This window comes from Gardnerella piotii (assembly GCF_003397585.1).
GTDB classification, from domain to species: domain Bacteria; phylum Actinomycetota; class Actinomycetes; order Actinomycetales; family Bifidobacteriaceae; genus Bifidobacterium; species Bifidobacterium piotii.
The window spans coordinates 1,005,898-1,031,646 of the sequence record NZ_QJUV01000001.1; the positions used below are offsets into that span (position 1 = coordinate 1,005,898).

12 protein-coding genes and 1 pseudogene are annotated in these 25,749 nt (G+C 43.8%); 4 read left to right on the plus strand and 9 right to left on the minus strand.

Annotation, left to right across the window (positions count from 1 at the left end; translation table 11 throughout):
• Positions 1-5: 5 nt before the first annotated feature.
• Positions 6-9,589 (minus strand): annotated as a pseudogene (locus D0T20_RS06530) (InlB B-repeat-containing protein).
• 233 nt (positions 9,590-9,822) lie between these two features.
• A complete protein-coding gene (locus D0T20_RS04465; protein ID WP_004132884.1) occupies positions 9,823-10,440 on the minus strand; it encodes a 50S ribosomal protein L25/general stress protein Ctc in 618 nt (205 codons plus the stop codon).
• 431 nt (positions 10,441-10,871) lie between these two features.
• Between D0T20_RS04465 and D0T20_RS04470 the strand changes: the two genes are divergently transcribed.
• From D0T20_RS04470 to D0T20_RS06550, 3 genes are all read left to right on the plus strand, one after another.
• Positions 10,872-12,926, plus strand: a complete 2,055-nt coding sequence (locus D0T20_RS04470; protein WP_116438510.1) for an AMP-dependent synthetase/ligase — start codon at positions 10,872-10,874, stop codon at positions 12,924-12,926.
• 402 nt (positions 12,927-13,328) lie between these two features.
• The gene (locus D0T20_RS04475) at positions 13,329-15,806 is read left to right on the plus strand and encodes a coiled-coil domain-containing protein (RefSeq protein WP_116438511.1); all 2,478 of its coding nucleotides are present in this window, start codon (positions 13,329-13,331) and stop codon (positions 15,804-15,806) included.
• A complete protein-coding gene (locus tag D0T20_RS06550; protein ID WP_116438512.1) occupies positions 15,803-17,230 on the plus strand; it encodes a hypothetical protein in 1,428 nt (475 codons plus the stop codon). Before D0T20_RS04475 ends, D0T20_RS06550 begins: the two co-directional genes overlap by 4 nt.
• A 514-nt stretch (positions 17,231-17,744) precedes the next feature.
• On the opposite strand, the gene era is transcribed toward D0T20_RS06550, so the two are convergent.
• The 6 genes from era to D0T20_RS04515 all read right to left on the minus strand — a co-directional run bounded on the left by era (position 17,745) and on the right by D0T20_RS04515 (position 23,474).
• The gene (gene era / locus D0T20_RS04490) at positions 17,745-18,824 is read right to left on the minus strand and encodes a GTPase Era (protein ID WP_102705028.1); all 1,080 of its coding nucleotides are present in this window, start codon (positions 18,822-18,824) and stop codon (positions 17,745-17,747) included.
• Positions 18,825-18,833: 9 nt separating this feature from the next.
• A complete protein-coding gene (locus tag D0T20_RS04495) occupies positions 18,834-20,357 on the minus strand; it encodes a hemolysin family protein (protein WP_116438514.1) in 1,524 nt (507 codons plus the stop codon).
• Positions 20,347-20,874 carry an rRNA maturation RNase YbeY gene (gene ybeY, locus D0T20_RS04500; RefSeq protein WP_004130585.1) on the minus strand — a complete coding sequence of 176 codons (528 nt, stop codon included), beginning with the start codon at positions 20,872-20,874 and terminating at the stop codon, positions 20,347-20,349. The genes D0T20_RS04495 and ybeY overlap by 11 nt, the downstream gene beginning before the upstream one ends.
• Positions 20,864-22,180, minus strand: coding sequence for a PhoH family protein (locus tag D0T20_RS04505; protein WP_116438515.1), 1,317 nt, complete (start codon positions 22,178-22,180; stop codon positions 20,864-20,866). The genes ybeY and D0T20_RS04505 overlap by 11 nt, the downstream gene beginning before the upstream one ends.
• A gap of 3 nt (positions 22,181-22,183) precedes the next feature.
• Positions 22,184-22,552: a histidine triad nucleotide-binding protein gene (locus D0T20_RS04510; protein ID WP_016635849.1), complete on the minus strand. Its 369-nt coding sequence runs from the start codon at positions 22,550-22,552 to the stop codon at positions 22,184-22,186.
• A gap of 124 nt (positions 22,553-22,676) precedes the next feature.
• The gene (locus tag D0T20_RS04515; protein WP_016635850.1) at positions 22,677-23,474 is read right to left on the minus strand and encodes a 16S rRNA (uracil(1498)-N(3))-methyltransferase; all 798 of its coding nucleotides are present in this window, start codon (positions 23,472-23,474) and stop codon (positions 22,677-22,679) included.
• A gap of 159 nt (positions 23,475-23,633) precedes the next feature.
• On the opposite strand from D0T20_RS04515, the gene D0T20_RS04520 reads away from it, so the two are divergent.
• On the plus strand, positions 23,634-24,824 hold the full coding sequence (locus D0T20_RS04520) for a succinate dehydrogenase/fumarate reductase iron-sulfur subunit (RefSeq protein WP_116438516.1): 1,191 nt from the start codon (positions 23,634-23,636) through the stop codon (positions 24,822-24,824).
• A gap of 41 nt (positions 24,825-24,865) precedes the next feature.
• Here the strand turns inward: D0T20_RS04520 and D0T20_RS04525 are convergent, their stop codons facing one another.
• Positions 24,866-25,717 (minus strand): LOG family protein, encoded by an 852-nt coding sequence (locus D0T20_RS04525; protein ID WP_016797549.1) that lies wholly within the window; start codon positions 25,715-25,717, stop codon positions 24,866-24,868.
• Between the last annotated feature and the right edge of the window lie 32 nt (positions 25,718-25,749).

Consider the following 25,749-nt stretch of genomic DNA (forward strand, 5'->3'; position numbering starts at 1 on the left):
CTCGCTTAGTTATTCTTACCGTCTTCGCGCTTTCTCCTATGCTTTGCAGCGAACCCAGCAAAACCAACAGATGCTAACAAGCTTGCGATTAACGCAGATTGCGAAGCATCAACACCAGTCTGAGGCAGCAAATCTCCCTTAACTCCCGTCTTTTGCTTATCTTGCAAAGGCACAACAGGAACAGGAGCTGGCACAGGTGCTGGCTCATACGCTGGAACAACATAATCCGAAGGAACCGTTGAATAATCAGGCTCAGGCGTTGGCGTTGGATTAACATCATTCGATGCTGGAAGCACTTCAATATCAACCGTCACCTTAGCTTTGCGACCATACTTATCTACACTCGTGAAAGTAAGCTCAACAACCTTCTTACCATCAACAATCTTCGGTGTACCAGAAATTGTGCAAGTCGTGCCGCTGCAAGAAGGAGAAATTCCAAGCTGTTTCAAACTACTACTACTAGACAACGCATTAACAATAAACTGTTTATTATCAACCGAAACAGTTGCGTTTGCATTCGTTGTTCCATCAGCATTAAGAACTCCCCTAGTTAAGTTTGCAAGCGTAAACGTTGCAGGAACTCCCTCAATCGCCTTGCCACTAAACTTAAACTCCACAGGATCCATCTGCTCGAAGTTGGCAGTAATAGTGATTTCTTTCTTTGGCTCAGAGGCAGGAACAGCATACAAATCCACACCAGCATTGCGCAAAAGCTGCTTCAAAACTTCCAAGCTAGACTTCTTGGAGCTGCGAATTATCTTTGCAACAAATGGCTTATCTGCTTCATCAGCAATCTCAGCAAGCAATTCTCGCTGTTCATCACTGACATTACTCTTATTCGTTTCCTCATAATTAGCAAATGTCAAGTCTATTCCAGCTTCTCGCATCAAATTCTTCAGCGATTCTATTGAAGAACGCTTGGAATTGGAAATTTGCTTAGCAAGCCATTCCTTTCCAGCTTCTTTTGCAAGTTTCACGAGCAAAGCCTTTTCATGAAGTTGCTCAATGACTTCGTCAACATCAATACCAGTTTTTGCAAGCTTATACTTAATATCTTGCAAGGAATCATGAGAATCGCGAATTTGTTGAGCTAGATTAGTATTACCCTTTCTTTCAGCAACCTGAGCTAATTCTTCGCGCTTAGCATTGTAGACATTGTAAGCTTCTTGCTTCGCACGATTCTTTCGCGCTTCGTTAAGCAGATTTTGCAAAGCAGCAAACGTAAACTTACGCGAATCACTAATCTGATTTGCAACATCGTGCATTCCGTCAATCTTAGCCAAACGAGCCAAAGCTTCGCGTTCTTCTTCTGTAGCCTTGCGTCTATCTGCTGGAGCTACTGGAGTCTCAGTCGTGATAGAAGTCCAATCCTTGAACACGTAGCCATTAGCTGCAAGCACATCTGGAACTGGCATGTGCAAATCCTTAGCGCCTTTACGCACCCAGTATGTGAACACAGGAGACTTCATTTCTCCGCCCTCACCAGCTACATACGTCACCTTCGTGTAGTTCTTTTCTACAAACTTGGCTGCAGCAGTGCCCTCAGCTGGCAAATCGTTATCTGCAATAACTTTAGGCAAAACGTACACGCGCACAGGCAACTTAGTCGTAACAGTTTTATGTTTTTTTGTAGCCGTATCAATTTCATCAGTAGGCTTAGTTACATTCACCATAATTGTTGAAATTCCAGGCTTTGAAACATCAACCGTAGAGCTACTATCTACAGATACACTCACTTTAGGGTCAGTGTTATGCACTAGCTTATTAACGTTTGGAATACTCTCACCCACGCCAATAACTGTTTCTGGAATCTTTATATCTGAAGTACCAGTTTGTTCCGCAACAAGTATTCTAGGAGTAGATATATTCCAACTATCACTTAGGAAAATACTTGACTTATTATTCTTAGCATCATAAATTTGCCAATTAGTAAAACCAGAAAGGTCTTTACTCATACGATTAGCAACTTCTTGCGCAAACTTAATATTTGCTTCCCTATCTTTGCCATGTCGAATATACATAATCTTTGGCCTATGTGAACCATCAGACCACTTTCTTCCATATCCTGGCATAAATATGGTTGCAACATATCCATCTGGAATCTCGTCTTGCTGTGAAGCGTCGATTACGTTCGGTATTTTATCGTACTCTGCCTGATACGTTGTATCCGCATCATGCATTTCATTACGAATCTGCTCGTCTGTTAAAAGATCCTTATTTGTATCTGGCACATTATTAACGCTAGTCACAGATTCTGGTTCACTTACCATCAAAGTAGTGAAAGGAATTGATGAATAATCAGGCAAGCTACGCCTTGCACGCGTATGCACAGTGCTATTCGCAGCAGGATCAACAAAATTGTCGAGCTTTCTCCAGCCTTTGAACACGTAATGATACCCATTAGCGTCATAATCCTTGCCAGTAACCTGCGGCGCTTTTACGCCAGTAGCAGAATTTTTAAGCGCGTAATACAACGTGCGGTCATTTTTGCCAAAGCTTCCTTTGCCGTCTCGCGAATACTGGTCTTTGTACGCATTAATAAAGTTCACTTTAGCAAAATTGTTATTAAATACCTGCTTCGCTTCTGGAGAATTAAAGTCAATATCTCCATTCGCAAGCTTCGGCAAGCTTTCTGGGTACATAAGCTTATGTATTACTTTAAGTAAGCCAACGCTCTTATACGTTTTTGCACTAATTCCGTCTTTATAATTAACAGTAATCTTCAAAGGAATAGTGTACGTAGCAGGCTTATCAAGCATCTTCTGCTTAAATTTCTCTTGCTCTTCTTGTGGCAAATCGTATTCAACTTTTACGTCTGCTACATTATTAGCATCAATTTTAGCTTCATCACAAAGAGCTTTAAGATTAATTACATAATCTTTAAGCTTTGGAAGAGTTGAAGCGTCTCCTTGAACAGCAACGAAGTAGTCTTTCTTAACATCTGGCTCTGTCCAAGGAGTTTGATCTGCCACGAACTCTTGGAATGATTCATTGACTTTCCAGCCGTCTTTCCATTTATCATCAGTTTTAGCAACATCTTTAACTTCATCAAGTTTCTTACCGTCATTAAGCATGCTGCTTCGTTTCCAAGTGCCAGTAGCATTGGTTAGATTTTCTTTAAGTCTCACCAAAGCATTAGTAGGGTCGCTAGAGCTGTAAGGAATTTGGGAAATATCAGTGCCCTTCTTTACGTAGAACACTTTAGGGCCGCTTGTGCCGTCATTCCACAATCGCCCTGGAGCAGGCTTGAAGATTGCGACTACAGCATCCTTAGGAACTTCACCACCGTCAGACGAACTAGAGAAGTATTCAATCTTCTTATAAACAGCAGTGTAAGTAACATCATTATTAAACGTGTCTGTTTTGTAGCGATCTTCAGACTTAACATCGTAATTAGTTATATTTGCTGGATCGGTTTGCGTCCCAGTAGTCCAACCCTTAAACACGTAGTGATAATGCTGGTCGCTGTAATCTTTGCCGAAAGCTTGCGGCACGCGGATTCTAACTTCCTTACCTTTATAAGCGTAAGCAGTAAGCGTAGTAGTGCCGCCAGGAGTATCAGCATTATCGCTATCGTGGCCAATCAGCTTGCCTTTATCATTACTACCAGTAAACTTAATCGGCACGTAATCGTCTTTATGTGTGCTGCCGTAGCCTGTAGCTTTAAACTTATCCCAATCGCTTTCGTACACCAAATCTGGAAGCACACGGTACAGCACTTCAGTTTGCGCAATATTTCCATCAAGCTTCACTTGCACTTTAATCTTGTGCAAGCCTGGAGTATTGTCGAATGTTGCGCCGTCAGCAAAGCTGAACGTAGCACCATCTGGATACTCATTAGAATTCTTTATAAGATTCTTAGCTGAAGCCTCATCCAGAGTCAAAGTATCTGTTGGCTTCAAAATCTTAGTATCGATTGCAACAGGCGCTTTAAGCTTAAAGTTAGCAGTGTAAACAACCTTTGGATTAGTTTGAGATTCAGAAAGAATTGGCAGACGGTCGAAACCACCAGTAACTGTTTTCCCACCATGTCCATCATCTATATAAATCTCAGAAGTCCATTTTTCAAACTCATAGCCTTGCTTTGCAACTGCTGGGTCTTGAGGTAAAGGCATTTGGTAAGCCTTCGTTCCGCCAATAACGTCGTAGACTAAACCGCCTTCTCCAGCAGGCCTACTATCGTATCCAACAATGCTGCCCATATTCGACTGACCATCGGCCACTTTGAACACGTAGCGCGTGTAGTGATCTGGGCGTGCTTGAGCATCATCCTGGCGCTTAAGCACGCGAACGTCGTCATATATAAACTTGTAAGGAGGAATATCCCCAATCTGCTTACCGTCATCATCGGTAACATACGTAATAGTATGCTGCAATTCTCTAGGCTTAAAGCCTTCAATCGGCTTGTAGAATGCTACGTCGTACTTTCTATTTACAGAGCTGACTTCGCTTTCTGGAAGAAGCTCATTGCCGTTTTGATCAATATACTTTACCTTATACTTGCGCGTATTGTACGTTTGGTAAATAAACTCGCCAGTATTATTATTCTCGTCCTTCGAGGCTTCAAAGCTAGTGAAATGCTTATCTGGGAAGTGCGTTTCGTCACTGTAGACTGCTTCCGCATTGTAGCGCAAATGCTCGCGCAAGCCAGAAACCGTTTGAGTAGAAATGTGATCTACAAGTGCTGCTTTGGCTTCTTCCGTAGTAGCCTTCTTATAGTCATCAATCGTCACGCCTGGCTTTAAGAACACGTGCTTAAAAGTACCGTTGTAGCGCGTATCTTCAACCCACACAGCTTTAAGCGTTATATCTTCTACTACTTTGTTACTAAAAGCGTACGGAGTATTAGTAGTTACTACCTCATTGCCTTTTTTATAAAGCTCCCATCCGTAGAAGTCGAAGCCTTTGCGCGTTGGTACCTTAAGATCTTGCTCATTAACTTCAGTGCGGTGCTTGACTGTAAACTGTTCTGTTACATCACTATCTGTAATTACGTTTCCTTGATCGTCGATTTGCGGCATATTGTAATCAATCGTTACAGTGTGCTTAACACCTTTTGGCTTACCCCACGCAGCATAAAGCTTAATGCCGTTAACTGGCATTGTATAATCTTTAACTTCGCCTTTATCTTTGCTCCCAGATTCGCTGCCGCCTTCAGCACCTTCACTATTGTCGTTTATCGTGCCATTTATAAGATGAATACCAGCTTGATCAACAGCCCAGCCTTTAAACACGTAGTCATTTGGCAAATCATCAGGGCGAACGATGGAGTACTTAGTACCGTTAAGCGTAAAAGTGTACTTGCCATCTAACTGAGTTGCGGTGTTGGTACCACCGTCTTTAGTTACAGAAGCATCGTAAGACGTATCTTTTCCGTATAGATCTTTGTCTTCGCCCGTCAAATCTTTTTTGCCGCGCTTAGTCAAGCTATACTCGAACGGCAGTTTTTCTTTAGCAGCGACATTATCTTTTGTTATAGCATTGCCGTCCGCATTATAAAACTGCACAGCGTACTTCTGGCGGTTGTACTCGAGAGTTACTATATTATAAGTTTCAAATTCTCTACACTTAACCTCATCACCAAAATTAAGCTTTTTTCAATGCCAGCGAAGTAGCGACGGAACTCAAGATGATATTTCTTTTTAAACTCGTAATATTTCTTATATGCTGGATCAGTTTTAAGTCTTCTAGCAATCTCATCATTTAACTTTTTAAGAGCAAGTCCTCCATCCTCATCGTCTTCGCCAGAAGTATAATCAGGGGCAGGAAAATCGCCATCACCTCCTTCTTCTGGAGGATCGTCTGGAGCATCTTCACCTGTTACTTCTTCATAAAGCTCATGTACTTTTTCATAGAAGTCATAAGCATCGAGGCTTTCCCCAACCTTAACACCATCTTCACGATTACTGTTTGCAGGTTTAAGACCAGTTATTTTTGACTCAAAGCCCGCAATAGAAGACGGAGGAAACACATAATCATTATTGTTAGTATCATCCTTACTATAGGAATCTGTAGAAAGCTCATACTTAATATTTTTGCCAGTATCGCCATTTTTTGCAGATGCAATGCTCTGTTTTTTAATGATTACCTGTATAGGAGCAGCATGAAGTTGTATAGAATTATCATAGGAATCAAGAATAAGTAGGCGCTGATCATCTTTTACAGTATACTTTGACGCATTTTTATCTGCAGGGTCGTCACTAATCTGCGGAGCTGTGCCCTTGCCATACATCCAATGGAATTTTGGATCAACAAATTCTTCTTTCGTTAAACGGAATGGAGGAGTATCACGATATGTACCATAAGTACCTCCATCAGCATTTCCACCAATCACAAAACCTAATGAAGAAGTGTTACCATCATCCATAAAGTCTACTTCATCTGAATTAGGCCAAAAATCAGTAAGACTCTGACCGTAACGAACCTTTACACGGTAACCATTATGATCAACTTTGTTAGTTACTTTATTAAAACTATTACCATACGTGTAAGTAGACTTATTGTCTAATTTATCTGAACAATCACCGCCGCCAGCGTAGCAGTAGCTAATTATCTCACCTTTGCTGTTCTTTTTATTTATAACAGCATTATTGCCGCCCATACCATTATTACTGTTCTTAGGAGCAGCAAAAATAAGCTCGTACTCTTTGCGGTCGTAAACTAAGTCAAAAGTATTATCTAAGTCGTTAGCAGAAAGCTTAGTGCTTGTATTATTAGGATCTTTTGTGTATCTTTTAGTAAGCTTTTTATTCACTTTGAAGTAACGCGTGAATAAATCCTTGTAAACTCTATTATCCAAATCACGGTTATTAGGATCAATAGGACCTTTAACATAATTACCATCAGAATCTTTAAGGTAATTGCTCTCGGCACCAGGATTCTCAGTATCATACCCATCTAAGCTTGTTACAGGCGTATCGTTCATCCAATTGAACTTTGCAATTAAGCCGTCTTTGTGATCAGAATTTTTGCCTTGCAACTCTTCTTTAGTTAAGCCAAGCTCAGAGTCCAAAATAGGATTATCTTTATTAGTGCCGCTTAATTTATTAGGATTATTAGCAACGCCAGCATCGTTCATACTATTAAGATCAACGCTGCTGCCAGTCTTAACATTCTTGCGCTCAACAAGACCAACAAAGTCGTAGTTTGCACGCGAATCCGGATGCTCTTTGTCTACCAAATCCGCCTTTTGTACCCACACGCTCACACTGTAGCTGGTGGTTTTATTCTCTTCCCAAATCGCACGAAGTTTAACATCGTGATCTGGCATCTTGAATTTATCAAAATCAACTGTTTTTGTACTCATAGAGCCAGTAGAAGATGATTCAGAAGTCGTGCCTGCAGCAGAATCCCCAAAAGTAGAGTCAACAATCTGCCAACCCTTAAACGTGTAGCCGCGCTTAGTTGGCTTTGTACCTGGTGTTATTTGCTGATCATAATACACTTTTTGCGCAGTAACATCCGTGCCGCCAGCAGAATCGTAAGTAACGTCGTAAGCTTTACGGTAGTAGCGAAGGTTCAAAACAAGCTTGTCTTTTTCGTCTTCGGAATCCGAAAGAGGCGAGCTAATCAAATTGTGCTCTGGCTCGTAGCCTGGAATATACACAGAAACAGCGCTTACATTAGAGCCGACTGTGCCAGTAACTTCGGTAACGTGAATTTGCTTGCCACCTACCGTAAGGGTCTTAACCCCTGGCACCTTTTTATCTTCTTCGAATTTATTTCTATCGTCAGCATCTTGCAGCATGTGGCGAATGTAATATTTAGCTGTTTTAGGAGCATAGTTTATGTTCAACTCGCCATAGTACTGAATGCCGTCTTCTGCTGGTGCTTGCGAAGACGATGGATTCTGCGAAGTTTGGTCGCTGCTGTTACCTCCAACAACCTGCCTTTGCTTTACAGCGTATTCTTTAATAAGATTTTTGTCTATACGCAAGTAGCGATCAGCATCCGCATTCATGCCATCATCAATAACATACTTGCCTTTTTTTTCAATGTAGTACTGGTAATTGCCACTATGATATACGGCAGGGTTATATCCTGCAGACTTTGGAAGCTTAACATACACATAATTTTCAGGTTTATCAAGCTCATTTAGCTTAGCTTCGTCAATCGTAAGCTCATATGGCTGCACAAGCTGCTTATTTGGAGCGCCGCCAATCGTATAGCGAATTTGCAAATTATATGTAGCTGTTGGCTTTTTGTCGGTTTGTACCTGTTCGTTGGCCTCGTTTTGGCTTTCAGCCGTTTGATTCTTCTCATTCGGCTTAATTACCTGGCTGTTGGCATTAGAATTATTATTAGAGCCATTCGCATTCTCATTGTTTCTATCTGTTACTTCACCCTCTGCATTGCTTTCTGCAACTTGCTTTTTTGCACTAGGCTTTTCTGTACTTGGGTTCTCCGTAGTTCCAGCACCAGCGCTAGATTCTGTACCTTCAGGAGCTACACTACTCCCCTTGTTAGAATCTTCATCATTTTGATTAGCATCTCTACGAGAACGCACTTTTGACTTATTGGAATCATTCTCGGACTTTGCGGCAGGCTGTGTGCTTGCAGTGCTTGCAGACTGTTCGGCTGCAGGTTGTGCGTTTTGCGCATTTTCAGGCTGTTCGTTTTCTGTGCTTGCAGGCTGCGCTGACTTTTGATCTGGCTCAGTATTTGCAGAAGAATTCGTCTTTGTTTCCGAATCTGTCTTTGCAGCAGGCTCAGAATTTGCAGGTTCTGGATTCGATGCATCAGCTGTCTTCGCTGCAGGCGTTGGATTCACAACTTCTGTTTTTGCAGGATCCGTTTTTGCAGAATCTGTATTTGTTTGCTCCGTCTTTGCTGCAGGAGTCTCAGCTGGCTTTGCTTCTGCTGATTGCTCTTTCTTAGCCGCTTTACTATCTGACTTTGTTACCTTTTGATTATTTTGCTTGCCCTTAGTTGCAGCTTTAGGTTCAGCTGTAGGCTTGATTTGCTTGCTGCTGGATTCTACGCTAACATCATCGCTACTATTGGTACTAGCAACCGCGCCATCGCCATCGACATCATTATCGCCATTGACAGTCTCAGAAGCAGCCTCAGAACCAGACCCAGAACGCTCGCCAGAATCCTTAACACCTACGGAAGAATCGCCAGCAGCCGCTTCCTGATTATTAACGCCTGCCGCACTATTGTTAGAATCCGCATTAGAATCAGCATGCTTAACTAAATATTCTTTAGCAGAACCAACCATCTGTCGCATAGCGCGCTCAGAAGTAGCACCTGTGTTCAGCAATCCATTCTTATATAAGTCGTTTCCATCGCCCTTGCCATTGCCATTCCCAGCACCCTTGCCAGAAGTCTTAGCAGCACTCTTTACATAAGACGAATCAAAAGAATCAGCGTTAAGAGGAGTCTTAGCTAAAGCAGTTGCGCCAGGCAACAACATAGACAGCGTAGACGCTAAAGCTACGGCAGCAACGCCAATGCGACCAGAAGCATTATTCGCACTTTGCGAAGAAACATTCTTTAAACTACTAACGCCTTTATTTTTAGCGCTTTTATGCTTAACTTGCTTGCTGCTCGAATTAACCTTGCTAGCAACGTCTTTTGCTTTATCCACTGAAACTCCCAACTCGTAATACTTAACCTTTGTATTTTATCAGATAGCACGGATACCCCCCCCCCCATAAGTATTTTTGTTTCAAGGGTTTTTGCACTAAGTGAGATACAAAGCGCGGTAAAGATTCTTGATTTTCAAAAAAACCGCGCAAGCCAAGAAAACCTTGACTACGCGCGGCTTATAAAATCTTAGAAAAACTTAGAAACTTTTAAGAAAAATTCCTAAGCAAAACCTTACTCGGCAGCAGGAGCTTCTGCGGCAGGAGCAGCAGCATCGGCAGCAGGAGCGGCAGCTGGCTCTTCTGTAGCAGCATCTTCTGGAACGGTAACGCTAACAACAGACTCTTCGCCATCCATGTCGAGAACAACGCCCTCAGGAAGCTTAACGTCTTTAGCAAACACCTTGGTACCATCGGTTAAGCCGTCAACATTAACCACCAAGCGCTCTGGCAAGTTGGCAACGTCTGCGCGAACCTTAAGCTCCTGAACGTCTACGAATGCAACAGCAGCACCCTTTGGAGTGCCTTCAACAAACACTGGCACCTCAACGTCAATCTTCTCGCCAGCCTTAACTTCGTAGAAGTCAATGTGCTCAACAATGCGCTTAACAGGGTTGCGCTGAACATCCTTAACAACTGCGATTCGCGATTCCTTACCAAACTTAATGGTAAACAAGGCGTTTGCGTGACGAAGCGAAAGAGTGGTCTCCCTCATTGGAAGAGTAACGTGTACAGGTTCAGCACCGCCAGCGTAAATGCTGGCTGGAATCAAATTGGCAACACGCAAACGGCGAGCAACACCCTTACCGAACTCATTGCGCACATTGCCTTCAAGTGTAATCTTTGTAGCCATATCGGTCTCCTTATGGTCTGGATTATGCGGATAATCTTATTTAAATCCAGCTTCAGGCGCACCGACGCGCCGAAAACCACCATAAGTTGGCATCAGCCCAGTCGATAACGGAACTTACACAACAATCGCAGGCAGCAATCGCAAAGCGCTCGTCGCAAGTATCGCAGTGTTATTCCCTCGCCAAAGCAACTTATCTAGTCTACAAAAACACTTAGACATGCGCTTATCCAAAAAATATCAACACAAAATCAAGGCAATATCAAGGCAAAAAGTGACTTGAGCCACACAAGCTATTATCATATATAAAAGAAGTAAGCGCGCATTAAATTGTGCGATTAAAAACAAGCTGATTTTGTGACACGAGTTGCAACACAAATTACATGTTGCAACGCAAATTTATGACTCAAGATTAGCGCAATTAAGGAGCAGACGTGTCCGTGCTAAACACACTCCAGCAGCAAGCTTTCAACCTTGCCCGCAAGGCCTTGCAAATCGGCAGCAACTTTGCACACCCAGTTAGCGACGATCGCTCGGGAAGCCAAGACTACTCGCAAGTCGAAGAAAAACAAGAAGCAGCAAACACGCTACTTGCGCAAAAATCGCGTCTGCCTCGCGTAGAAGAGTGGGGCGCAGAAATGCCAACCACCACTTTCCTAGACCCACAAACTGGCTTGTTGACTACAAAAACCGAGGGAAGCGCTCCGCTAGATGAAGGCACAAGCATCTACGACTTGTATGCAGATAGGGCCGCTCGAATGGGAGACGATCCGCTTTACACGTACAAAGAAAACGACGAATGGGTTACAAAAACCGCAAATCAGTTCCTTAAAGAAGTGCGAGATGCCGCAAAAGGCTTAATGCACTACGGTTTGCGCAAGGGCGATGCTGTTGCGTTAATGTGCAAAACCTCGTACGAGTGGGATATTGCAGACGCTGCTGTTATGGCTTGCGGAGGCGTGCTTGCTACGATTTACGACACTGATTCTGCCGAACAAATTCGCAACATTGTAAACAACTCCGATTCGCGCTTTTTGATTGTTGGAACAACCGACATGAAGGAAAAGGCAGATGGCGCAATCGAAGAGTGCCCAAGCCTTGAGCGCATTATTTGCATAGAAACAGGCGGATTGGCGGAACTTCAGGCTTTTGGATACGCTGTTAGCGACGAAGAGCTGGACGAGCGCATTGACTCGGTTAAAAAAACCGACTTGTGCTCAATCGTGTACACTTCTGGCTCTACGGCTGCGCCAAAAGGCGTGGAAATGACGCATGAGCATTATTGCACAACGGCGTTAAACTTGCCGATTTATTTGCCAGACTTGCTTAGCGAGCCTGATGGATCTGTGCTGTTGTTCTTGCCTCAAGCACATTCGTTTGCGCGCGCAATCAACTATATTGTTGTTGCTAGCACGCTTAGAATCTACATTGCACAAGGCATTACAACGCTTATATCCGATCTTCAAGTTGCAAAGCCAACCGTTATGATTGTTGTTCCGCGTGTGCTCGAAAAAGTGTATAACGCGGCTTCGCAAAAGGCAGGTCACGGCGCTAAGGGACTTGCTTTCCAGGGTGCTGTTGTTACGGCTCAGCAATACATGAAGGAAGTACAAGATTATGGAGACGCTAAGGCGCTAACAAAGGCTCGCCGCGCTGCTTACGATCCACTGGTTTACCGCCCGATTCGCCAAGCGCTTGGCGGACGCGCGCGCTGGATTGTTGCTGGCGGGGCTCCACTTGACCCAGAGCTGCTTTCGTTCTTCCGCGGCGCAGGTGTTCCAGTTTACGAAGGCTACGGTCTTACGGAAACCACTGCCCCATGCGCATTTACACCTATTGGCGTTCCATTCCACGAAGGCTCCGTTGGCATTGCTTTCCCAGCTTTCACTTTGCGAATTGCCAAAGATGGCGAAGTACAAATTAAGGGCACTTGCGTATTTAAGAAGTATCACAAGAACGAAGAAGCGACTGAAACTTCGTTTACAGAAGACGGATGGTATGCTACTGGCGATTTGGGCAGAATTGACGACGACGGCATGCTTTACATTACTGGTCGCAAGAAGGACTTAATCATTACTGCTGGCGGAAAGAATGTGGCTCCTGGCCCTATTGAAGAAGTGATTAAGCGTTGCGAGCTTGTGTCTCAAGCTCTTGTTCTTGGAGATAAGAGGCCATTTATATCTGCTCTTGTTACTTTAGACGAGGAGATTTTGCGCAATTGGCTTAAATCCAAGGGTCTGGACGAGACTATGAGCATGGAAGATGCCGCAAATAACGCGGTTGTGCGTGCGGAAGTTCAAAAGTTTGTAGATATTGCAAATGAGGGCGTATCTCGCGCGGAATCTGTGCGAAAGTTCATTATTTTGCCAGAAGAGTTTACTCAAGAAAACGGCTTAATGACGGCTTCTATGAAGATTATTCGCCCTCGAGTTATTAAGAAGTATTCTGCATTGCTCAACACGCAAATGTACACGATTCGCAAGAAGTAGCGCTGATTAAAGCGCGAATCGCCAGCAAACCTACTTGCGATTTATGCGCGAATCACCCAAAACCGCGGTCGACTGGTCTTATACCTACTCGTCTACCGCGGTTTTTGTTGTTGATTTTGCCCGCGTTTGTTCCCTTTTACCCGCGTTTGTTCCCTTTTTGGTCAATTTTGGAAACAAAAGCAAGAAAAAGTAAACAAACACGGGGAAATTATGCAGCTCGAAATCGTCGATTCGCAGTTTAATCCATAGGTATTTGGTAAAATCACGTTGAAAACTATATACCCCCCCCCGGTAGAAAATATGTTTTCCAAAACAAGACGAACGGCAAGCAATTGCTAAAAAATCTTGTTCAAAAACACGAAAACTAACGATTTCCTATTATCAAATATGAGGAGAGGTTTTATGAATGCTAAAATCGCAGCCGCTATATCTTTAGGCGCAAGTTCACTGGCATTATTCGGTGTGGCAAATGTGGCCAACGCTGTTGAACAGAATCCAAACATAACTCAAGAAACTAACAATGTAGTTAACAGCGCAAATCCACAATCCGAACCACAATCCAATCCAAAATCCAGCGAAGAAGCAAATAAAGAAGCAAACAAGCTTGCAGACGAAGCCGAAAGACTAGAAAAAGAAGCTAATACAGAATTTACAAAAGCTCAAGACGAATATAATCAGGCTAATCAAGCTGCGACCGACGCCAACAATGTTGCCAGCACTGCACAATCTGAGTTAGAGGATGCTCAAAAAGAGAAAACTCTCGCAGAAGAAAATCAAACTAAAGCAAATAAAGAATTGCAAGAAAAGCAATTGCAGGCATCTAAAGCAAAAGACGAAGTAACAGCAAAAACTAAAATATTAGAAGCAGAAAAAAATAAAGAAAAAGCTGCTTTAGACGCAAGGAAAGATGCTGCAAATGCACAAATAGAAGCCGAAGAACTTAATGCTTCTGCTCAAAGTGACGCTGCAAAGCATAAAGAGCTAGCAGATAAAGCAGATGAAGATTTAAAAGATAAGCAAAAAGCTCAAGAGAAAGAAAACGAAAATCTGCAACAAGCCAAGGATGCTCTAAGCAATGCAAAAAAGGAGCATCAAGAATTATTGCAAAAGGCCAATCAGTTAGATGTACTTAAACAAAATGCAGATAAGCTTGTTGAAGAAAACAATAACAATCAAAAGAAAATTACGGCCCAGATAGAAGCGCTTACAAATCCAAAATCTGCTAGCGAAAATGAGAATGTTAAAAATCTAGAAAAAGAAGCTCAAAAAGCGCAAGAAAAAGCAGATTCAGCAAAGGCTAATGCTGCTAAAAAAGATTCGGAAGTCAACTCTGCAAGCGACAATCTTACAAAAGCAGAAAATGAGCTTAAGTCAAAGAACAAAGACTTTTATGATTTAAAAAACGATGTAGAGGAAGCCAAACGCACAGCAAAACAAAAAAGTGACGAATACGATCTTACCGCAGATACAGAAGATTCAAACAAAAAAGTAGAAGAAAAGTCTGACTTCTACAAGTTCTTGCAATATGTGATTGATACCGAAAAAGCTAAGGAAAACGCAGGCAACGCTGACCTTATTGCAGACGCTGAGCGCGCTCAAAAAGTCCTTAAGGGCGAATCTTATACGGTTCCTGATAAGAACAAAACTGTTGGAAATGTCACACATACTACTCCAGGATACACAGTTTATGCTCCAACTTGGTACAACGACTTAGTAAAGCCTGGACTTGGCAGGGTTGGTAGCGCAGACTCGCTGCAAAATATGATTGAAGCATCAACATACTACGATGCTCTTAACAAGCTGCGCAAGGCAGACGATTCCTTGCCAGAAGTCGGCGTGCGCTTAACGCATATTGCAGAGAGCATTGTACACTCCTTCTACTCCGCCGCGTATATTGGTCATGCTGTATCTCATGAACCTAATAATGTAGCAGAAGATTTAAAAACACATGCATATAATCGATCTGCGGAAAATGTTGCGTGGAGCAACAAGTTAGACGGGCACGACAATACAAGAAATCCACAGAAGTTTGAGGACTGCAATGTAACAGACGAAGGTCATTTTTCTTGCAAAATCAACTCTGGCGACTCACACAACGCTCTAGACGGTTGGTACACAATAGAAAAAACCTTGTACGACAACACAATTAGCAGCGGCAAATGGGCGAATCATAAACTCGCAAATGGCGCTAAAGAAATACTGCAACAACATAGACATGATCTTGCAGATTTTACTCGCAATACAAAAACTATCTTATTTGAAAACGACAATGATGAATCGCTTACTAAGAAGTTTATAAACGCAGTTGGCCATTACACAAACTTTGCCGATAGGTCAAATACTGCTGCGGGCTTCGCCGAAGGCGACAACTCGTATGACAATAAAAACAAATACCAAGATATTGCCATGTGGCATGGTAGCAACGAATCGACGATTACAGTTAGCCAATATAAGGATTTGCTTGATGCTTATGTTAAAAAAGTTAATCCTAATAACAATAACTTGGAACCAGATAACGCAGAAAAGTTGAAGCAGCTTAATGCGGACGCAAACCTTGCAAATATGGCTATTTTTAACGCCAGATATAAGGTTTTGCAGAAAAAGCACGCCATGAGCGAACAGGATCGTGCCGCTATTAAAGGCCTCGAAGAAAATTCGACGATGCTGTTAGCAAATTTGAGCAAGCTCAAGAAGAGTCTAAAAACGCAAATAAAACCAAAAGCATTCTGGAAAAATCTGCTGAGGCTGCGAAAAAGCTTTATGAAGAAGAAAAGCAGAAGGCAGATGCTAATGCTCAGCTTGACGAAAATGCTAGAGAAAACAAAAAGAAGCAACTTGAGCAAGAACTTAAAAAGTTGCAAGCAGCTTCGACTGATTTGAACAAAAATGCTGATAATGCTAAGAATACTGCAGAAGAAGCTCATAAAGCAGCAAATGCAAAACAGGCTACGATTGATGGCGATTTGAGTGATGCTGTTAATACTGCTCAAGGCAAGGTGGATGCTGCAAAGCAAGCGGTTCAAGCTGCAGAAGCCGACAAGAATAGGGAAAGTGAAGCGCTTGCGGCTGCTAACAAAAAGGCTGATGAGCTAGCTGATAAGATTGCTGAATTAGAGAAAACAGTCGAAGCGGAAACTAAAAAGATTGAACAAGCAAATAATAGAGTTTCTGATGCGCAAAAGGCTGTTAAAAGTGCTAATGATCAGCAAGAACGAGTAAACAACGAGCTTTCTGCTTTAAGTAAAAGAGCAGATGAGGCAAATAAAAAGGTTGTAGAAACTAAAGCTGATGTTTCCAAAAAGATTGAGGCTGTTAAGGCAGCTAAAAAGACCGTTGCAGATGCTAAGGCTAAGGTTGCCTCTGCTCAAGCCACTCTTAAAGCCGCAAAAGCTAAGGTTACAACAGCACAAAAGACTGTTAAGGCTGCTGAAGCTAAGTTTAACGAGATAATCAAGAAGCTGCCTAATGAAGCTACTCGGGAAACATACAGGGCCAAGTTCCTTGCTGCTACTGGGCGATTCCAGAATATGCAAACGGATTTGATGAGCTACACCACGCAGCTTGAAACGTTGACAACTACGTTGAACGATAACGCAGACGCGCTTAATAAGAACGTAAAAGACACAGTGGTTCCACCAGCTCCAGAGCCGTCAGTTCCAGTTCCAACGCCACCTGCGCCTGCGCCAGCACCAAGCGGAGATGCAATAGTGCCTGGTTCTAACTCTGGCTCTAACTCTGGCTCCAGCTCTAGCAACGACTCCAGCTCCAGTAGTGATGCTTCTAGTAGCAACTCCAACTACTACAACCAGTATCTTGCAGGATATGCAAACAACTTGTTCGGAAACGAGCAACTTGGCTTTAACGCTGTGATTCCAGCTGCACAATCGCAGAGTGCAAACGGAGCTAATGCTCAGAACGCTAATGGCGTTGCAGCGAATAATGTTGCAGGAGCTGCGCACGCTAACCGCATCGCAGCAGCGCTTGCAGCCGCTGGCGCTAAGGCTGCAGCCAAGAGTACAGCCAAAGCAGACGAGTCAAAGCAGGACGATGCTAAGAGCGAGTCCGCAAAGAACGATGCAAAGGATTCCGAAAAGAGCAAGTCTAAGAACGACTCCAAGAATGATTACAAGAGCGAATCTAAGAGTGAGTCTAAGAACGCTCAAGCGTCTGGCGGCACTCAAAACGGAGCACAAAGCGCATCCAACAGCACTACGTTTAAGGTTGTTGCAGCTATAGCGGCTGTTGTTGCAGGAATCGCAGCAATCGGAGGCGGCACTTACTTTGCTCGCCATCGTCGTGCGTAATCAAAACTAAAAAAACAAAGAAAACAAAAACCGCGGTTGACCAGTCTTCACCAACTCGTCTGCCGCGGTTTTTGTATCTATCAACAACAAAACCCGTCAAATCGCTCGCGCGTTACAGTGCGCTATTCCTCGCGGCTATTAGTAGCAGCTCGGCTGATTTGGCATGTAAAGTCCACTGGACTTTACATTTGAGCCAAATCACGCTTTAAAGGAGCTTGAAATGCATTATGCAATTTCAAGCTCAGTCAAAGCGCTTTGCAGCGCAGAAGCAGTGCTTCTGCCTTGAGCTGCTCAGCGCTCCAAATTGCCTTCTCGCGCTACGCTCTAAGCTCGAAGGCAGGTCGTCGCGCCCGCGCATTTTGTACCAAATTCGACCTAAATCACGTACAAAATCCGTCAAACAACTCCGCACTTTGTACCAAATTACGCCTAAATCACGTACAAAAAGCGGAACACAACTCCGCACTTTGTAGCTCAACACACCAATGAGGGCTACATTCTCGGGCGCGACGAATTAGAACCCCAAGCGCTCAAGCTTCTTAGGGTCGCTCTGCCACCCCTTTGCAACCTTCACATGCAAATCGAGCACAGCTTTAGCGCCTGTAATACGATTCACCGCAGTGCGCAAACGCTTCTTAACGCGCACAAGATGCTCCGCACCGCGCCCAATAATAATCGGCTTTTGCGAATCGCGCTCAACATACACCGACACAATAACATGCGCTTTATTATCGCTATATTGCGCATAGTCCTCATCTCCTGGGCGCACAATGCTATCTACAACAACCGCCAGAGAATGTGGCAACTCGTCGTCAAGTTCCTCAAGAAAAGCCCCGCGAATTAACTCCGCAATCATGCTAGAAGGACTCTCCTCGCTAAGCTGATCGTCTGGATACATCTTCGGACCTTCTGGAAGATTGTCAATCAAAACCTTCTTAACTTCGTCAACATTGTCGCGTTCCAAAGCGCTAACTGGCACAATATCCGTAAAATCAGCAAACTGTTGAATCTCAATCAAATGAGACACCAACTCATCTCGGCTTAGCGTATCAATTTTTGTTACGATTCCAATAAGCGGAACCTTCCACACCCAGTTTCCAGCCGCATCTTTTTTGGCAAAGTCGGAGCGAAGTCGGCTTAAGATTCTTCTATCTCCAGGCCCAATCTCTTGATCTGCTGGAAGCAAGAAAGCAATCGCATCAACATCTGCAAGCGACTCGTCTACAATGTCATTCAATCGCTGGCCTAGCAAAGTGCGCGGCCTGTGGATTCCTGGCGTATCAACTAACACCATTTGCGCGTTTGGAGTTGTTAAGATTCCGCGAATCGCCTTGCGCGTTGTTTCTGGGCGAGAAGACGCGATTGCGATTTGCGTTCCGATTAGCGCGTTCATAAGCGTTGATTTTCCAACGTTTGGTCTGCCTACTACAGCAACAAATCCCGATTTATAGCCGTTAAAATCAGGCACTTCTACGCTCGCTTTTAGAGAAGGATCTAAATTAGCAAACATTTCGTCATTCATATCGTCATTCATTTCGTCGTCCATATCTTCCATATCGTCATTCATATCATTAACATCTTTCATATCATTCATAATTCAACACTATTTATCGCCATCAACTTGCGATGATTCACTATCTTTATCGCCATTCTTGGCATTATTCTTGCCCTCGCTCCTGCTGTCACTCTTTCCGCCACTCTTTCCAGCGCTATCGTCTTCTTCTTTAAGACCCTGAATATCTTTAAGGCCTTGAATATCTCGCTCAACAAGAATTGTGGAGACTTTCTTGCGCCGCCCAGCAGAATCAACCGCAGTTAGCTTAAGGCCGCGAGTCACAGCACTCGACCCAACAATCGGCACGTTTCCAAGCAACTTAGTAAGCAACCCAAACACAGTGTCCACATCGTCTTCGTCTATATGCACTTCAAAAATATCTTCCAAATCGGCAATCGGCGTGCGCGCAGGCATTTTCCACACACCCTTACTCACCTCTTGCGGATCCGCGTGCTGAGTGCGGTCGTGCTCATCTTCTAGCTCTCCAACAATTTGCTCAATCGCGTCTTCAATCGTCACAAGCCCTGCAATTCCGCCATATTCGTCTACAACAACGGCAACGTGCTGGCGGATTCGCTGCATTTCGTGGAACAAATCATCCACTGGCTTGGACTCTGGAACAAGCATCGGGCTTCGGCCAATCGTAGAAACCGCGCGCTCAGATGCCGCAGGATTAAACACAGTTGCGCGCACAGCATCCTTCAAATACGCAATTCCTTCCAAATCGTCAACCGACTCGCCAATTATCGGCACGCGAGAAAATCCAGATCTTGAGCATAATTTTAGGAAATTTTCCAGCGTTTCGTCGTTTTTAACGCAAATCATATCGGTTCGCGGAACCATGATTTCGCGCGTTAACGTGTCGGAAAGTGTAAGCACATTGCGCATCATCTCCGAAACTTCTGGGTCAAAATCATTTGCCTCTACAAGCCTGTCAATACTCGCTTTAGCTTGATCTAATTGAATATTCTCCAACTCTTCGTCGTCGGAAAGAGCAGCATTTTTCTTATGATTTTGGCTTTGACTTTGCGAATCTCCACGGCTTGCGATTTTTGCAAACGGATTCACAAAAACAGCAATCGAAACTATTCTAGACAAGCGCATTAGCTTAAACACTGGCTGAGCCGCGCCCACAGACCTTGGCCGCACAAGAATAGAAACAATTGCAACAATCATTGCCACTATTAGTCCGATTAATAGCGTTAGCCAAAAAGACGCACCAAGAGCTGCCGCGATTGCAGCAAAAGCCACGCCATCCAGCACATTACACACGATTCGCACAAACGCGCACGCTCCGCTCGTTGCGTACCTATCTGCTATAAGCCTCTTCGCTCTGCGAATTCTAGCAAGCTTCCTCAAGCGAACGACTTGACTTTCGTTATCGTTCGTTTGCTCTTCAATCATAAGATTATTAAGACTAGACCTTGTAACTCTTGGCACAGCCCCTTCCGCCGCCGCCATTGCAAGCGAAAGCCACACAAGCAAAACTGCGACTATTGCAATCACACCCAAGCAAGCCCACATATGCGCAGGCAAATCGGGAATCGGCGGAATTGTAATGTTATTTAGCATGATTTTTCTCGTATTCTTCCAGCTCATTTACGGCACCTGCTGGCAAAGTGGCGTCGTAAAGCTCACCAGATCTAGCCGCAAAGAACGTTAGCAAAAGCTGTCTTTGCAAGCCAAACATTTGCTTTTCTTCTTGAGGCGTAGTGTGATCGTAGCCAAGCAAATGCAACATTCCGTGAATCGTAAGCAATAGCATCTCTTCCATTGTGCTATGCCCTGCCGCAGCTGCCTGTTGCGCCGCCACCCACGGGCAAATCACAAGGTCTCCAAGCATTCCTTCGCTAACTTTGTCGTCGCTTCCAGGAGTCAGCTCGTCCATTGGAAAGCTCATAACGTCTGTAGGTCCTTCTAAGTTCATCCACTTTTCGTGAAGACTAGCAATTGGCTCTGGGTCTACAAAAGTAATCGACAAATCGGATTGAACGCTTACTCGCATTTGTTGCAAAACCCACATTCCAAGGTCGGAGAATATTTTTGGGTCGATTTGCCAAACGGTTTCGTTCATCACTTCAACACTCATGATTACTTGATATTCCTCTCAAGATTTTGCGATTCAAGATTTTGCGATTTTGCGATTCTGCGGTTTCTTGCGACTGCACGGTTTCTTGCGACTTTCCACGCGCATCCCCAGCCTCGCGCTTTGCACCATTCTTCTCGCGCCTAAAATCAGCCTCGCGCTTTTCCCACGCTTCGTACGCTTCTACGATTCGCCCAACAAGCTCGGCCCTAACAACGTCTTGCGCATTTAAGTGAACAAACGCAATACTTTTAACGTCTTTTAGCACGTTCTCAATCGAAGCTAATCCAGATTTTGGAACCGCTAAATCAACTTGCGTTCTATCTCCAGTAATCACCATTGTTGTGTTAAATCCAAGACGCGTCAAAAACATCTTAAGCTGCTGAACAGTAGCATTTTGCGCTTCGTCTAAAATAACAAAAGCGTCATTAAGCGTGCGACCTCTCATGTATGCAAGCGGAGCCACTTCCACAACGTTTTCGTCCATATACCTCTTAAGTTGCGGCGCGCCCAACATGTCGGAAAGCGCGTCGTAAAGCGGCCTTAAATATGGGTCCACTTTGTCGTTTAGTGTTCCAGGCAAGAATCCAAGATTTTCCCCAGCTTCTACAGCAGGGCGCGTCAACACTATTCTTCGCACTCGCCCATCTTCTAAAGCTCTAACCGCCTTAGCAACCGCCAAATACGTTTTTCCAGTACCAGCAGGCCCAATTCCAAACGTTACAGTATTTGATTCCATTGCTTGCACATAAGCCGTTTGACCCGCTGTTTTTGCGCGAACAGGATTTCCGCCTGCAAACGTTATAACGCCTTTAGCCATTCGCGCTTTGCGGCTCATTGCTCGCCTTTTAGCATCTTCACTAGATGGCATTAAATCGGCAGAATTTCGCGCAAAATCGCTTTCGATTGAACCAGAGCCAGAACCAAAGCCAGCACCAGCATCAAAAGACTTTAATCCGCTAAACGCTCCGCCTAAAACTCCACCATTGTGCCCAATCCTATCGATTCGCACATTATGCTCGCTACCTTTAAGCACATCTCTTTCTAACATGCGTTTTACAGCATAAGAATCAACAGGAGCTTCGTAAGCGCAATCAACTATTTTGCGCAACGCGTGTTCAGCTTTGCAAGCGTCTTCCTCACTTCTTGCGCTTCTAGATACTATTTTCACACAATCCGCGTGAACGGAAATATCTACGCTTGGAAAAGCCTTCTCCAACTCTCTTAAGTTTGAATCTGCTGCTCCCAAAACAGCAACTGGGCTTAATTCGCTTGGAATTTGAACAATACGCGTTGTACTATTTGCCACGATTTATAAACTACCTTCTTCAAGTTTTTCGCCTGTTAAAACATGAGCATGAACATGGAACACGGTTTGACCAGCTCCCAAACCAGTGTTGAAAACAAGGCGATAATCGCCATTATAAAAGTCGTTTGCAATTTTTTGCGCAACGCATGCAATATGAGCCAAAACATCACAATCATTTTGCGCAAGCTCAACAACATTCTTGTAGTGATTGCGCGGAACAATCAAAACATGCACCTTGGCTTGCGGATTAATATCGTTAAAAGCCACTACTGCATCGTCTTCATACACTTTGCTGCTTGGGATTTGCCCATCAATTATCTTGCAAAAAATGCAATCTTTGTCAGTTATGTATGTATTGCATGCTTTATCCATTATTTTGCCCACTTTTCAATAATTCTTACTGCAATTCTTATTACAATTCTTATTGCAAAATACCATTTACCATTTTACACAAAACACGCACAAAGCTTGCAAGAATTAATTGCAAAATTGCTTACTATTCGTACCTGCCAAGCGCTCTAGAAAGCAACGATAAGCATACTGGCCCTGCTGTAGACGCTCGTAAAATATTGCTTCCCAAAACGCAACTTTTAGCTCCAGCGTCTATAAAACTTTGCACTTCTTCTTCGCTAATTCCACCTTCTGGCCCTACAATTACGTAAACAGTGCGCGTTTTGCCATCTTTTAAGCATTTTTCTGTTAAGTCGTTTACGTAGTTTTCGATTTGACTAAAAGAATCCGTTGCATCTTGATGCAAAACAACTACAAGACTTCCATAAACGCATGCACGCCTACAAATTGCTAGAATCTGCTTACTTGTAACTGGCTCTAAAAGCTGCGGCATCCACGCTCTTCGCGATTGCTCCGTTGCAGCCTCAAGCACCTGATTCCATCGCTTATCCGTGCGCCCTGGCTTCCATTTTGAGATTGACCTATTTGCGCACCAAGGAATTACTTCGTCTACTCCGATTTGCGTAGCCATATCTATTGCTTGCTCGTCGTGACCCGTTTTTGCAAGCGCCTGAATCAACGCTAATCTGGTTGTTGGCGCTGGCTCTTTTATAAACGAATCTACTTTAACTAAGCCGTTTTCGCTGTCTGTAATCGTTGCGTGAATTCGCACTCCTTTGCCGTCCGAAAGGTCTAGCGAATCTCCATCCGAAAGTCGCATTGCGCTTATTGCGTGCCTTTTAACGTGTTGAGGCAAGCTAAGAGTCCATCCCTCTTCAATCCCATTTGCAAGAACGGGCGCATCGTCTTTATTTGTATCCAGCAAAAACAAAGCATCTGTCATAATTTAAGCCTAACGTTAGGCGCAGCCAACATTTTTGTTACTTTTGTGATTTTGTGCAAGTATTTCTACTTCTGCATTTTCGCTCAAGTATTTCTGTGCAAGTATTTCTGTGCAAGTATTATGGCAAACTAGAATTATACGAATTGGAGGTATGCGCAAATGGTTGACGATTTTAGACGCAACTTTGCGCATTCCATTAATCAAGATTGCACTACAAGCGATGAAGCTTTTGTGACTTTTCGCGTATCTCGTTTTACTCCAAATGACGGTTCTTGCGATTCATCGGTTGCTGGCGACTCAGCGGTTGCTGGCGATTCAAGCACTGGCCCAACCACTAACTTAACACAAATCTCCTCCACTAACTCCCCTGGTTTAGTTAGAAGGCACAGAGAAAGTCCTTTTGCAAAAAAGCGTAAAAGCAGCCCATTCCAGGCTCAAAATTCTGGCGACCTGCAAGCTAAACCATTAAGCGGAAAACATTGGATTCAAGATTATACGATTCGCGCGCGCAAAAACGACACGATTTTAGACTGCTTGCTTAAAATTAAGCGCACACTAGACCCCACTTTAGCATTTAGATACTCTTGCGGTCACGGCGTTTGCGGATCGGATGCTGCAAACGTAAACGGCATGCCCACTTTACTTTGCACAGCCACAATCGCTCAAAATGCTAGGCAAAATACGCAAAACCCGCAAAATCAAGGCGTTCGATCAAGCGGTTTTAGAAAAACTGGTAGCGTAAAGTCGCAAGCTTCCGAAACACTAACCACAACATCAACTGCAGCTACAACATCAGTCGCCGAAAATCACAATCTTCAGTCACAATCTAAAGAAATATCTTCACTAATCCAAAATGGAAGCTTTGGCATTATTGAGGTTGCGCCACTTTCTGGCTTTGCTGTTCAAAGAGACCTTATTTGTGACCTTTCTCCAATGATTGCACAACTTAAAAGACTTGAGCCATATTTGCAAGCGCAAAATGTTCAAACAAGAAACAGCAGCGGAAAGCTTGCGATTATTGAGTTTTTGCAACACCCAGAGCAGCTTGCAAAGTTTGAGCTTTTAAGCAATTGCATAATGTGCGGCGTGTGCGAAGGAATTTGCCCAGTTTATGCAGGCGGAGAAGCATTTATTGGACCTGCAGCGCTTATAAATGCTGCGCGATTTATTAATGATTCCAGAGATAACGCCACTAATCGAAGATTAGACTTGGCGGATTCTAGCGACGGCATAAGCGCGTGCCAATCCGTGCGAGCATGCTCCAGGCAATGCCCACGCGGAATCGACGTTGGAGAAGAAATTTGGCAACTTACAACGCTTATAAACGAGCGCAAAATGAAGGAAAATTAGCAAAAACTAGCAAAAACTATCCAAGACGCTAGCAGCAAAAACTAGTTAATAAACTTGTCTCCGCTAGCAATTCGCACAGCTTCTAGAGGGTCGTCTGTAATCGCAAGCAAACTAGGGTCAAAAGACGATATAAGTCCTCTTTCTTTAACTGTAGTTTCAATCCAATTCATAAGGCCTTTCCAATATTCGCTGCCAAAAAGCACAACAGGAATTTTAGAAACCTTATGCGTTTGAACAAGCGTAAGCGACTCAAAAAGCTCGTCCATTGTGCCAAAACCGCCTGGGCACACAATAATTCCCGAAGAATACTTTAGGAACATTGTTTTGCGAACAAAAAAGTAACGGAATTGCATTCCAAGATTTACCCATTTGTTTAAGCCCTGCTCGTGAGGCAATTCGATTCCTAGCCCCACGCTTGTTCCACCAGCTTCTGCTGCTCCGCGATTTGCCGCTTCCATAATTCCAGGCCCTCCGCCCGTAATCACCGCAAAACCGCGTTTTACAAGCTCTTTGCCCATTATGCGAGCGCTATTGTATTCTGGCTCGTCTGGCTTTATTCGAGCAGAACCAAACACGCTAACAGCTAATCCAAGTTTTGCTAAAGCGTCGAAGCCATCAATAAATTCGGCTTGTATTCTAAGAACTCGCCAAGGGTCAAGGCCTTGCCACGCGTAATTATTATGCAAATCGCTATTAGGCAAATCGTGTTGCAACAGTGTTTCCGTTGTGCTTTCCTTAGGAATCATTGGCCCACGCATCATTACGGCACCGCTGTAATAAGTGTCTTTCCAAGGTGAGTTCTGTTCGCTTTGCGAGCGCGAGTCGCAAGAATTATCTGGATTATCAGATTTACCAGAATTATCTAAATTACCTAAATTATTATTAGAAACCATAAGTCACCTCTAAAACCTTCTAATCGCAATTA

Coding starts and splice junctions, on each gene's coding strand:
- D0T20_RS04465 (WP_004132884.1), bottom strand. CDS start 10,440: ATGGCTACAAAGATTACACTTGAAGGCAATGTGCGCAATGAGTTCGGT.
- D0T20_RS04475 (WP_116438511.1), top strand. CDS start 13,329: ATGAATGCTAAAATCGCAGCCGCTATATCTTTAGGCGCAAGTTCACTG.
- era (WP_102705028.1), bottom strand. CDS start 18,824: ATGAATGATATGAAAGATGTTAATGATATGAATGACGATATGGAAGAT.
- D0T20_RS04495 (WP_116438514.1), bottom strand. CDS start 20,357: ATGCTAAATAACATTACAATTCCGCCGATTCCCGATTTGCCTGCGCAT.
- ybeY (WP_004130585.1), bottom strand. CDS start 20,874: ATGAGTGTTGAAGTGATGAACGAAACCGTTTGGCAAATCGACCCAAAA.
- D0T20_RS04510 (WP_016635849.1), bottom strand. CDS start 22,552: ATGGATAAAGCATGCAATACATACATAACTGACAAAGATTGCATTTTT.
- D0T20_RS04515 (WP_016635850.1), bottom strand. CDS start 23,474: ATGACAGATGCTTTGTTTTTGCTGGATACAAATAAAGACGATGCGCCC.
- D0T20_RS04520 (WP_116438516.1), top strand. CDS start 23,634: ATGGTTGACGATTTTAGACGCAACTTTGCGCATTCCATTAATCAAGAT.
- D0T20_RS04525 (WP_016797549.1), bottom strand. CDS start 25,717: ATGGTTTCTAATAATAATTTAGGTAATTTAGATAATTCTGGTAAATCT.